We start from the raw sequence: 10,685 nt of genomic DNA, 5'->3' as shown, positions 1-10,685 counted from the left end.
AATACTTTTGACTTTTGACTTTTGACTTTTGACTTTTGACTTCCGCCTTGCGGTATTAGGTTGTCGAGCAAGGTGGTAAAAATCTGACCATAGCCAAGTACTAACAGCGAAAACAAAAGTAAACTTCACAAAAAATACGTAAGATGATCAGAAGAATTTTGCTGGCTGTATCGGGATTGGGACACGCAGAAGAAATGCTCAAAACCCTGAAAGAAATCCCTTCAATTCAATCTGCAAAAGTTACAATTTTGCATGTTGTTCCTGCACAAAGTACTGCTACTACCATGACAGCTAAATGGGAAAATGGTGGTAAAATTCTGGCGAATGCAATTCAAACTTTGAATTTAGATCCTAGTCAAGTTTCTTCAATTTTGCGTGAAGGCGAACCCAAAGATGTAGTTTGCCAAGTAGCTGATGAAATCGACGCTGACTTGATTATTATGGGTTCACGCGGACTTAAACGCCTACAATCGATTTTATCGAACTCAGTCAGTCAGTATGTTTTCCAACTATCTTCTCGCCCCATGTTGCTGGTAAAAGATGACATTTATGTCAAAAGAATTAAGCGCATTATGGTGGCAGTAGACAACTCTGATTCCGCAAAAAATTGCTTGAAATTAGCACTGTTTTTACTGCGAGATATTCAGGGCGGCCAGTTAATCTTAGCAAATATTGCTACAGATTTAGGCGGTAAAAAATCGGAAATAACCGAGGTGAACTCAGAGAAGAATCCAGTTTTAGCAGCCGCAGTTGCAGAAGCTCAAAAACAGGGCATTCAATCTCGTTCTTATATCAGCAGTGGCAAACCTGGTGAAGAAATTTGTCGGTTGGCAGAGGAGTTGAATGTAGACTTATTATTACTCGGTTCCCCAGATCGTCGTCCATCGATCGCTAAGAGTTTTGTTGATATAGACCGACTCATCGGTTCTTCCTTGTCTGACTATGTTCGAGTTAATGCCACTTGTCCAGTACTGTTGGCGCGAACAATTGCTTAAGCTCAAGGGTACTGAGTACTTTTTATTTGATTCAGCACTCAGTTAGCATGATAAATAAAAACCCCTACATTACTAGTGTAGGGGTTATTTATTTTATACACAAACTCTTAACTATCTTTTCCACCTTGTCGGCTAGCAGTTTGGATGTACAGAATTAATAAAAACACAGCGGGAACCAGTACGAACAAAATGCTCGCTATGAACCCCAGGTCATTAACTTGCATGGCAAGAAAGCCTCTCTTAATTTTCCAGTCAATAAGATTAGGATAGCATCATACATGACAGAGTTATACCAATTCAAAATTCAAAATTCAAAATTCAAAATCAGGAAACTCAATTTTGGTAAGTATTTTGACTACTGACTGGATAAAAATTGAAAATGGCAGATTTGAGAACTTAAGGTTTGGTGACTACACTGACTGAGCCATTCACTAAAGTTTGACAGGCAAGACGGTAATTTTCTGGCTTTTTTTTGAATTTTCGGTTCTCTACATCTGTGCGGGGGGAAAGATTTTCTAGTCCTTCGATTATCTCGACAACGCAAGTGCCACACTGACCATTACCACCGCAATTCGTCATCTTGCCAATCAATTTATATATATCAATGCCATTTTGCATCGCTTTCAGCCGGAGATTAGCACCATCCGCCACCACTACTTCCTTATTTTCTTTAACGAATTTGATATTACCCATAACTGAATTTCTCCTTGATTCTAAGCTTGGCTTTCAAGGCTTCATATTGACATGGCTTGATTCAAATCTTATTTATTATCTTAATTCATTACAAAATATTAATAAATATTAACTTTATAAAACATGATGCCACAAAAAAATAGGACAGGTGTAACATCTGTCCTATTAAATTGAAAATAGATTAACTTACCTAAATCCCACGGCTGCTTGCCAAACGAAAGCAAGCAACAAAAAGAATACCGGAATAACTGGGAGAACGTCCACCAAGGGATCGAAGATTTGGTAAGCTTCAGGCAGTTTTGCTAATAAAAGTGCTGCTTCCATGTTTGTTTAAATCCACCTATCCAACACAGCTTTCATAATTGAGAAGTATCTTAACATACTTTGGGTCTTGGTCATTGGTCAATAGTTATTTGTCATTTCTTCCTCATCTGGTACTGATTCAGATGAGTTGAGCCAGTGACCAAATTCTGTGGTGAAGCGATCGCTCAATATTGCTTCTCTAATATGCTGCGTAAAGCGAATTAGTTCGGTAATGTTGTGAATGCTCAACAAGGTGTAAGCTAAAATCTCCTGCGATCGCACTAAATGAGATACGTAAGCACGGCTAAAATTTTGACAAGTGTAGCAGGGGCAAGTTTCATCTAATGGCGTAAAATCTTCACGAAACTTAGCATTTTTTAAATTCCAGCGTCCGCCCTGGACTATTGCTGTACCATGTCTGGCCCAACGGGTGGGAATTACGCAATCAAATAAATCTACACCAGATGCGATCGCGATTGCCATTTCCCGATAAGTACCCACACCCATCAAATAACGCGGCTTTTCCGGGGGTAGAAGCGGTGCTGTGACTTTTACAATCTCAGCCATCAATTCTGGTGGTTCTCCCACACTGACGCCACCAATGGCATATCCAGGCAAATCCAACTTAGCCAAAGCTTCAGCCGCACGGCAACGCAAATCCAAATACACGCCCCCTTGCACAATCCCAAATAAAGCCTGCTTACTGCTTTGATGAGCCTTTATGCAGCGTTCTAACCAGCGGTAAGTGCGCTCAGTTGCAGTTTCTACCTCTTGGCGAGTAGCTGGGTAGGGCGGACACTCATCAAAGGCCATAATCACATCTGCCCCCAAAGTATTTTGAATTTCAATGGAGCGCTCTGGTGTTAAGTTAATAATTTGTCCATCATGGGGCGAGCGAAAAGTGACGCCTTCTTCAGTAATTTTTCGCATCTCGCTTAAGCTGAACACCTGAAACCCACCTGAATCTGTGAGCATTGGGCCGTTCCAACCCATAAATTTGTGCAACCCACCACCTCCAGCCACGATCGCTTCCCCTGGTTGTAGGTGAAGATGATAAGTATTGGATAAAATCATTTGCGCCCCAGTATCTCGTAGCTGAGATGGGGTGAGAGTTTTGACATTCGCCAGCGTTCCCACTGGCATAAATCTCGGGGTTTCTACAACACCGTGAGGAGTGAAAAACACTCCTGCTCTAGCTTTTGTCTGACTACAGCAAGCAAGACATTCAAAGGAAAAATTCGCACTCATGCCATTTTAGATTTTTGAAAATGCGCCTATAGGACTTAGGCAAAACATCCGAATGTAGGGGCAATTCATAAATTGCCCCTACATAAATAAAGCGCAGCCTCAGATAAAATTGGTATAGTAGTCGCTATTTTAGAAAGAATCAGAACAGTCATCGTCAATTTCTGCATCCCATCTGGCTGAGAGGACTTGCTCCATCATCGCTTCTATGGCGCTGACATTGAAGTTTCGCTCTCGTCGCTCTTGTAAAGGGGTTGAGCGGGGAGTCAACCGCAGACACACTCCTTCTTGGATCAAATCGAAGTGGGTTTCTTCTTGCGGTGACTGTTTTAGTTCCAAGTAATCAAAACTACAAACATTCAAATATAGGGCATGGTTAGCCACTAAGGTAGACCTTTGTGGATTAGCAAAAACTTCCATCACATCCCCTTCACCCTCGCTCAATACCTTATCTTCTTGGGTGTAGATGTAGTGGACTCGACCTAAATCTGCCAGCAATCGCCGGATGTCAAGTTTATTCACAATGATGCCCGTGTTAATAATGCACGGAGCTGGTATCCTGGTGTCGGGTAGATGGTGACTCATAGGAAAATAGCGATTGAGCTAAGGAGAGCGACAACATAGCTAAACTGTCATAATTGAATAGCTTGTTTACTCCCTACATTTAAAAAATATCAATTTTGTGGGGCAATCGTCTAAATAATTTGGAGTAAGTTTTTAGTTAACGAATACAAAATACAAATTTTGATTGCTGATGGAATTTTAATTTCCAGAATCTTTTGTTATTTGTATAAAAAACACTCAATATTATTTGATTACTACTTAGACCAGCATAACAAAATTTTCAGTAATAATCTCTAATAGAAGTAAATCTTATTTAAAGCTTTAAAGTCTACTGATGTTGAATTGTACTAAAATTCTCATCCTTATCCAGCAATTAACTAAATATTAATGTAACTAAGATGACAAAACAGCAACAGTGGTGGAAAAAGCTGCTGTTAAAACTGGCAGCTAGTATAATATTCTACACTAGTATTCACCTACCGGATTTGAACGGATTGGACTTTCGGGGAGTGGCACGGCTTGCTTCGCTTGTAGGGTTGATAATTGGGGGAATTTTAGGGTTACTGGATACGGGGATGGATTATATTGGTATGCCCGTGCTAACTCGTAGTACTTTGGTAGTAAGTGTTTGGATTGCCATTACTGGAGGACTACACTTAGATGGGGCAATGGATACTGCTGATGGTTTGGCGGTGGGCGACCCAGATCGGCGACTGGAGGTAATGGCAGATAGTGCTACAGGTGCCTTTGGGGCAATGGCAGCGATCGCCTTGGTGGTACTGAAAATAACAGCCTTAACAGATATGCCAGAAAACCGTTGGTTACTGTTGATGGCTGCTTGTGGGTGGGGACGTTGGGGACAACAGGTGGCGATTGCGCGATATCCTTACCTGAAACCAACTGGCAAAGGTGCCTTTCACAAACAAGCCATTCGTTCTTACAAAGATTTGTTACCGGGATTGTTTTTGTTGTTTTGTTTAAGTGGTTTACTTGTGCTGATAGATAAACAGCAGCTATTTCTTGCACTGACAATGATAATTGCTGGAAGTGCGATCGCCACTTTAACAGGTGCGTGGTTCAACCACAAATTAGGCGGACACACTGGAGATACCTATGGCGCAGTCGTCGAGTGGACTGAAGCCTTATTTCTCTGCGTGCTGACCACTTTTTAAGAGATGAAGGAGATGAGGGAGCAGGGGAGCAGGGGGGAAATAACCAATGCCCAATGCCCAGATCATTTAATTGGTTGCAGCTTTGTCACCTTGAGTTTAAAAACCCCAATCCCAGTTTCCCCAAAAGAGCGGACACGAATAACATAATTCCCTGTCTCTACGATGCGGGTAAATAGTAGGGAATTGCTACTACCATCAGGGCCATCATCATTTTCTGCCAGAGTCGAGCCATCAGGTGCCAGCAGTGTGATGATGCTGTCAAAGTTTTCAGATGACAGGTCAACTGCTAAATTATCGCCCTTCTGTAACTTGACTGTGTAATCACGAGCAAACCCACCTTGACCTGTGGGAATGTCTTTATCTGAGAGGCTATCAGTAATTTCAGTACTGTTAGATAAAGGAATTGGACTATACAACTTATTTTGAGCAAAAGCTGCACTTGTACTTATGCCTATTGCCAGCAATGTGGCAGGAATGATGATGAGTTGTTTTAAACCTGCCGCAAAAACTTTATTCATACATTTCAAGCAATTTTTTCCACAAAAATAGGGTAATTCGGTCAATTTATGCACTTATATGTCAAAGCTTGCCCATTAATTCTGGATTTATCCGTCTTTGACGGTAGTGGCTACTGCTACTAATCCTAAAACCACAATTCCATACTGACGAAGTGTTTGCACAGCAGACCTGGCAGTAGCACCAGTAGTATAAATGTCGTCCACTAACAGCACTGGGACATTTGGGGGACGATGGCGAAATTCTTGGCTAACAGCAAAAGCTTGAGCTAAGTTTTTTTCCCGTTTAGATACCGATAAACCAAATTGCGCTTCAGTTTCTCGCACTCTTGCTAAACCGTTTAGTTTAAATTTTAATCCAGTTATTTCGCAGAAGCTTTGTGCGATCAGTGCGGCTTGATTGTATTTACGTTGCTTTTGCTTGCTAGGGTGCAGTGGAATGGGAACTACCACAGGTTGGCTATCTCGCCTCGGTGAATTTAACAACCATGCTTCTCCTAACCATTGACCAAAGGGACGAGCTATTTGGGGTTGATTTTCGTATTTCATCGCCGCGATCGCTCGTTTCACCGGGCCACCATATTCCCCCCAGGCAAATACTGGTATTGGTTCTTGCCATAGAGAAATCGGGTCTTTTCGTTGACATTTTTGCAGTTGTCTGGTGCAGTTCTGACAGAATTCTTCCGAGGTTGCACGTTGGCACAGAGGGCAATGGGATTGGAGAAAAAGATTGAGTAAGCCTGTGAGATTTTTAGTCCAAGTGTGCATTTTAAGAATTAGGAGTTAACTCTTTTAACTGTTGTGCAGTAACTTAACATACACGCGATGCTTGCGGCTGCCAATGCAGCCTATTGTTTCCACACCTGTTGCTGGAGTGTAACCGTTGCTTTCATACAGCTTGACTGCTTCCACCAAAACGCTGGTGGTTTCAATCCAAATTTGCCCAAAACCACGATCTGCGATCGCTGCTTCTAGCTGTTGTAACAAATATTTCCCCAATCCCAAACCCCTGATGCTGGGCAAAAGATACATTTTGCGGATTTCTACAGCTTTTTCGCCACGATGTATGGGGTAATATGCCCCAGTACCCACTAACTGGCTTTGGTGTTCAATTACCCAAAACTCTCCCCCAGTGGCTAAATAATATTCCTCTACTCGCAGCAGATCTCGGTCAGCACCGTTTGGTTCCCAACTCAGACCGTATTCTGATAATACATAACTGATGACTTCGGTGGCTCTAGTGCGATCGCTTTCCACCCAATCACGAATTAAAAAATCTTGATAATAGTTTTTCATCACCATTTGCTGGTCAAGTTTACACAGAAAATTTTTCCGCATCTATATCCCAATTTACCTAGCAAATAGCAATTCTTGCAGAGTCGATTTCAGGCGCTACTATCAAGGCGTGAAATGCTTTGAGTAGTGCGATCGCTCCATTTTGTTTGCATAATCTGCAAGCATTCTTCTGTCTAAGACAAGCGATCGCTCCTGGCAGCTCCCCAAACCCTTGCATTTTCGTGAGAGCTAGCCCTAGTCGCTGTAAAATTATTGTCAATTAATAGCACTAAGATGACTATCAGTCTCCAACTATGACTTACGCACTCTCCGACGCGGATTTCAGGAACTCTTTGGCACAACAGTATTTCGCTACCTGACAGACAAGCGCATGGAGTGGGCAGAAAAGTTATTACGTCAGGGAAACATCACCGTTGGCGAGGTTGCTAACCTCGTTGGTTATTCTGAGCAAGGACGCTTTGCATCTGCTTTTAAACGTAGATTCGGTATCATGCCGAGTGAATGTTTATCTGGGAAAAAGTCCGTTTCGGACTGACGATGCCGTTTTTGCCATTGACTCAATAACCAATTCTTCTTTATACTTACTCTCATTAAAGAATAAAAATAATTTGCAATAAACCAGATTTTGATTAAAATCCTGGGCTTGTGTGCATATTCAATAAAAGCTGAGTAGTTTGATTCCCTGTAACAGGGAATTAAGTTTTTAGGCATTCAAGGAGTTGAATGATCAATCTCTGCTTTTTGATATGCTCATTGCAAATAGTGTCAATAAACTTAGGTTTAGCAAGTTGGTGTTTGAGGAGTTGTGATGAAAAGTTCCTGGTTATATAGCGGTTTTCAGTTGTGGCTGGCACTGAGTCTATCAGGATGTTTGAGTGCTTTAGTAGTTATGCCTGCATCGGCACAAGTGAAATCAGATAATAATGTCGAGTCCCGTACTTCCAGCAACCTGACTCGCCTTTTGAAAGTTGGCAGGGGCGATGCCAAAGGCGGGCTACGCCGAAACAATTCTCCTATAATTCGACAACTAAGCGAAGTTGAACCCCCCATTACCAATGCCCAACTTTTACTAGTGCAGTCGCCCACACCACAAATAACACCAATAACGTCCGTTAAAGCAAATCCCACTGCTCAAGGTGTGGAGATAATTTTACAGACACCTCTTGGTACTCAACTGCCAGTCACAAATCGCAGTACGGGTAATAATTTTATTGCCGACATATCTGGTGGGCAGTTGCGTTTAGCGTCAGGCGAGGCTTTTACGTTTCGTTCGGAAAAACCGCTTGCGGGAATTACTGAAATAACAGTTACGAATGTTGATGCGAATACTGTGCGAGTGATGGTGGTGGGTGAGAAGGGTTTACCCACTGTTGAGTTATTTGATGATAATGCTGGGCTGGTTTTTGATATATCTTCTACTGCAATAGCGACACAGCCACCACAGCAACCCCAAACACCGCAGACTCAAGAAAAGCCTCCTAGTCAGACACCGCAAGAGAAACCAGCAGCACAGGATGAGCCGATTGAGTTGGTAGTGACAGGGGAGCAGGATGGCTATAATGTGCAAAATGCGACAACAGCGACAAGAACCGACACCCCCTTGCGAGACATTCCCCAGTCAATTCAAGTCATTCCCAATCAGGTGATTAAAGATCAGGGCGTGAATCGACTGCAAGATGCAGTGCGAAATAATGCTCCGGGTGTCTCACAGTATTTTGGTCAAAATCAAAGTTTTGTTATTCGCGGATTTAGACAAGATTTCAACCTCATAAATGGGTTTCGTAGCGGTGTCAGAGCACCCGTGGATGTGGATCTTGCGAATATAGAACGCATTGAGGTGTTACGCGGCCCGGCATCGGTTTTGTTTGGGCAATTGCAGCCTGGAGGCGTTATCAACACGGTGACGAAACAGCCTCTGAGTGAGCCTTATTATAATGTCAACTTCACAGGGGGGCAGTTCAGCTTTTACCGTTCAGAGCTTGATCTTTCAAGACCCTTAACTGATGACGGCAATTTGCGGTATCGGCTTAATACAGCCTATCAAAACAATGGCAGTTTTCGAGACTTTGTGAGTGAGCAGCGCTTTTCTGTGGCTCCTGTCCTGCAATGGAATATCAGCAAAAATACGACCTTAACGGTTGACTTCTCCTATACCTATAACGATCCACAGCTTGATTTTGGTGTATTAGCCCTCAGTGATGGTTCTCTGGTGCTGCCGATTAATCGAGCCTTGTTCTATCCATCCCTGGACAGGTATACCGAGAAGCAATATCAGGCGAGTTACCGACTTGAGCATAAGTTCAGTGATAACTGGCAGCTTCGCAATGGACTTTCTTTCTCTAATACATCTTCCTCTGGTGGCTATACATACGTAGAAAATGACTTCCGTGATGATCGCTTTATTGATAAACTCTATGCGGATGGGGTTTCCATTGCCCAGAGCTATCAAATGCAGACCGATCTAATTGGGAAATTTGCCACGGGTTCCATTCAGCATCAATTATTAGTCGGGTTTGATCTTAGTCGCACTACCGACTATTTCACGTTTGGTACTGTTCCATTACCGACAATCGATATCTTCAACCCAAATTACAATGTTACTCGACCAAATGTCCAAATCGAGAACTATGGCACAACTTTCACAGACAGCTTGGGCATCTATATTCAGGATCAGATTGACATTACCGATAATTTGCACTTGCTAGTCGGTGGACGATTTGACTTCACCGAACAGTACGATAGTTTGGGAACCTCTTTTCAGGGGGATCAAGCATTCAGTCCTCGTGTGGGCATTGTCTATCAGCCTATTAAACCAATTTCTCTCTATGCCAGCTACAGTCAATCGTTTAATCCGGTGATTGGGCGATCGCGAACTCAAGAACTCTTTGAGCCTGAGCGGGGCAACCAATACGAAGTCGGCATCAAAGCAGACATCACTAATACTCTGTCTGCGACGTTAGCTGCTTTTCAGATTACTAAGAGCAATGTGCAAACTAGTGACCCTGTTGATCCGATCAATTTCTCGATCCAAATCGGTGAGCAGCGCAGTCGAGGGGTTGAGTTCACCATGGGGGGCGAAATCCTACCGGGATGGAATATCATTGCAGGCTATGCTTATACCGATGCGCGAGTCACCGAAGACAATGACATTCCAGTGGGTGAATTTTTGCAGAACGTTCCCAAAAACGCGGCGAACCTGTGGACAACCTACGAACTTCAAAGCGGTGATTACCGAGGATTAGGCTTTGGATTTGGGCTAGTCTTTGTGGGCGAACAGCAAGGCGATTTTCCCAACAGCAATTTCCAGGTTCCCAGTTATGTCCGTGCTGATGCTGCCTTGTTTTACCGCCGAGACAACTGGAGAGTTGGTATCAACGTGAATAATCTTTTTGACGTGGAATACTATGAAACTGCTTCAAGGCGAACCCTCGTCTATCCAGGCGCACCGTTTAATGTGCAAGCAACGATTTCCTACGAGTTCTGAATTAGGCGCTTCATTCAAAATGCAGGGAAGTGATTGATAATTTCATAAAGATGGGAGTTTTAATTCGCTTGCTTTGTTGGTCATCGGCTGAACAACTTGCCCCAGCACTCGTTTTGTGGACAACGCTTTAAATAGGAACTGCATTTTTTCTGTTAAGGCACTTACAAGTAATAAAATGCTATGAGCCTAGCTTTCGCCCTCCGGGCGAAAGCGCCAAAATCTTGTCGTTTTGGCAACAATATCCTTGAAACTGCTGGGCATTTTATTTTTTGGATCTCTCTTAATCTGTTGAGAGTTGATATTTGAAGTCTATAAACCCAAACAAAAGGTGTTTATGAAAATACCTTTGCCTCGCTTTACTTAATCTATTGTTATTGAGCGTTTTGACATTCACACTTGCTTCAGCTTGTGCAATAAT

General features: G+C 42.8%; 12 protein-coding genes and 1 pseudogene. 4 read left to right on the top strand and 9 right to left on the bottom strand.

The features are described from left to right. Positions 1-143 precede the first annotated feature (143 nt). Positions 144-995: a universal stress protein gene (locus Q0541_RS26435; RefSeq protein ID WP_298918015.1), complete on the top strand. Its 852-nt coding sequence runs from the start codon at positions 144-146 to the stop codon at positions 993-995. A gap of 107 nt (positions 996-1,102) precedes the next feature. On the opposite strand, the gene psbM is transcribed toward Q0541_RS26435, so the two are convergent. The 5 genes from psbM to Q0541_RS26410 form a co-directional block, all read right to left on the bottom strand. After that, positions 1,103-1,219 carry a photosystem II reaction center protein PsbM gene (gene psbM, locus Q0541_RS26430; RefSeq protein ID WP_273762658.1) on the bottom strand — a complete coding sequence of 39 codons (117 nt, stop codon included), beginning with the start codon at positions 1,217-1,219 and terminating at the stop codon, positions 1,103-1,105. Between the two features lie 172 nt (positions 1,220-1,391). Next, on the bottom strand, positions 1,392-1,688 hold the full coding sequence (locus tag Q0541_RS26425) for a 2Fe-2S iron-sulfur cluster-binding protein (protein ID WP_298918008.1): 297 nt from the start codon (positions 1,686-1,688) through the stop codon (positions 1,392-1,394). Between the two features lie 186 nt (positions 1,689-1,874). Beyond that, entirely contained in the window at positions 1,875-2,012 is a 138-nt protein-coding gene (locus Q0541_RS26420; protein WP_006195022.1) for a photosystem II reaction center protein K, read from the bottom strand. 78 nt (positions 2,013-2,090) lie between these two features. Next, on the bottom strand, positions 2,091-3,239 hold the full coding sequence (tgt, locus tag Q0541_RS26415) for a tRNA guanosine(34) transglycosylase Tgt (RefSeq protein WP_298917914.1): 1,149 nt from the start codon (positions 3,237-3,239) through the stop codon (positions 2,091-2,093). A gap of 129 nt (positions 3,240-3,368) precedes the next feature. After that, a complete protein-coding gene (locus Q0541_RS26410; RefSeq protein WP_298917910.1) occupies positions 3,369-3,821 on the bottom strand; it encodes a hypothetical protein in 453 nt (150 codons plus the stop codon). A gap of 377 nt (positions 3,822-4,198) precedes the next feature. On the opposite strand from Q0541_RS26410, the gene cobS reads away from it, so the two are divergent. Beyond that, a complete protein-coding gene (gene cobS / locus Q0541_RS26405; protein ID WP_298917906.1) occupies positions 4,199-4,972 on the top strand; it encodes an adenosylcobinamide-GDP ribazoletransferase in 774 nt (257 codons plus the stop codon). Between the two features lie 62 nt (positions 4,973-5,034). Here the strand turns inward: cobS and Q0541_RS26400 are convergent, their stop codons facing one another. The 4 genes from Q0541_RS26400 to Q0541_RS26385 all read right to left on the bottom strand — a co-directional run bounded on the left by Q0541_RS26400 (position 5,035) and on the right by Q0541_RS26385 (position 7,042). Further along, positions 5,035-5,490: a PPC domain-containing protein gene (locus Q0541_RS26400; protein ID WP_298917901.1), complete on the bottom strand. Its 456-nt coding sequence runs from the start codon at positions 5,488-5,490 to the stop codon at positions 5,035-5,037. Between the two features lie 87 nt (positions 5,491-5,577). Further along, positions 5,578-6,255 (bottom strand): ComF family protein, encoded by a 678-nt coding sequence (locus Q0541_RS26395; protein WP_298917898.1) that lies wholly within the window; start codon positions 6,253-6,255, stop codon positions 5,578-5,580. Positions 6,256-6,279: 24 nt separating this feature from the next. Continuing rightward, positions 6,280-6,783: a GNAT family N-acetyltransferase gene (locus Q0541_RS26390; RefSeq protein ID WP_298917895.1), complete on the bottom strand. Its 504-nt coding sequence runs from the start codon at positions 6,781-6,783 to the stop codon at positions 6,280-6,282. A 58-nt stretch (positions 6,784-6,841) separates the two neighbouring features. Beyond that, positions 6,842-7,042, bottom strand: a complete 201-nt coding sequence (locus tag Q0541_RS26385; RefSeq protein WP_298917892.1) for a hypothetical protein — start codon at positions 7,040-7,042, stop codon at positions 6,842-6,844. Positions 7,043-7,084: 42 nt separating this feature from the next. Here Q0541_RS26385 and Q0541_RS26380 point away from each other — a divergent pair. Both Q0541_RS26380 and Q0541_RS26375 read left to right on the top strand, forming a co-directional pair. Further along, positions 7,085-7,318: pseudogene (locus tag Q0541_RS26380) on the top strand (helix-turn-helix transcriptional regulator); the annotation flags it as partial. 273 nt (positions 7,319-7,591) lie between these two features. Next, complete coding sequence (locus Q0541_RS26375) at positions 7,592-10,267, top strand: TonB-dependent receptor (RefSeq protein WP_298917889.1); 2,676 nt, start codon at positions 7,592-7,594, stop codon at positions 10,265-10,267. Positions 10,268-10,685: the final 418 nt, after the last annotated feature.

The organism is uncultured Nostoc sp. (assembly GCF_937863485.1).
Taxonomy (GTDB): domain Bacteria; phylum Cyanobacteriota; class Cyanobacteriia; order Cyanobacteriales; family Nostocaceae; genus Nostoc.
The sequence above is the reverse complement of the archived record's forward strand: the minus strand, read 5'-3'. Positions and strand labels throughout refer to the sequence as shown.

Bases quoted from the DNA above. Each gene is read 5' to 3' on its own strand.
- Q0541_RS26435 (WP_298918015.1), top strand. From the start codon at position 144: ATGATCAGAAGAATTTTGCTGGCTGTATCGGGATTGGGACACGCAGAA.
- Q0541_RS26400 (WP_298917901.1), bottom strand. From the start codon at position 5,490: ATGAATAAAGTTTTTGCGGCAGGTTTAAAACAACTCATCATCATTCCT.
- Q0541_RS26390 (WP_298917895.1), bottom strand. From the start codon at position 6,783: ATGAAAAACTATTATCAAGATTTTTTAATTCGTGATTGGGTGGAAAGC.
- Q0541_RS26395 (WP_298917898.1), bottom strand. From the start codon at position 6,255: ATGCACACTTGGACTAAAAATCTCACAGGCTTACTCAATCTTTTTCTC.
- Q0541_RS26425 (WP_298918008.1), bottom strand. From the start codon at position 1,688: ATGGGTAATATCAAATTCGTTAAAGAAAATAAGGAAGTAGTGGTGGCG.
- Q0541_RS26410 (WP_298917910.1), bottom strand. From the start codon at position 3,821: ATGAGTCACCATCTACCCGACACCAGGATACCAGCTCCGTGCATTATT.
- Q0541_RS26375 (WP_298917889.1), top strand. From the start codon at position 7,592: ATGAAAAGTTCCTGGTTATATAGCGGTTTTCAGTTGTGGCTGGCACTG.
- Q0541_RS26420 (WP_006195022.1), bottom strand. From the start codon at position 2,012: ATGGAAGCAGCACTTTTATTAGCAAAACTGCCTGAAGCTTACCAAATC.
- cobS (WP_298917906.1), top strand. From the start codon at position 4,199: ATGACAAAACAGCAACAGTGGTGGAAAAAGCTGCTGTTAAAACTGGCA.
- tgt (WP_298917914.1), bottom strand. From the start codon at position 3,239: ATGAGTGCGAATTTTTCCTTTGAATGTCTTGCTTGCTGTAGTCAGACA.
- psbM (WP_273762658.1), bottom strand. From the start codon at position 1,219: ATGCAAGTTAATGACCTGGGGTTCATAGCGAGCATTTTGTTCGTACTG.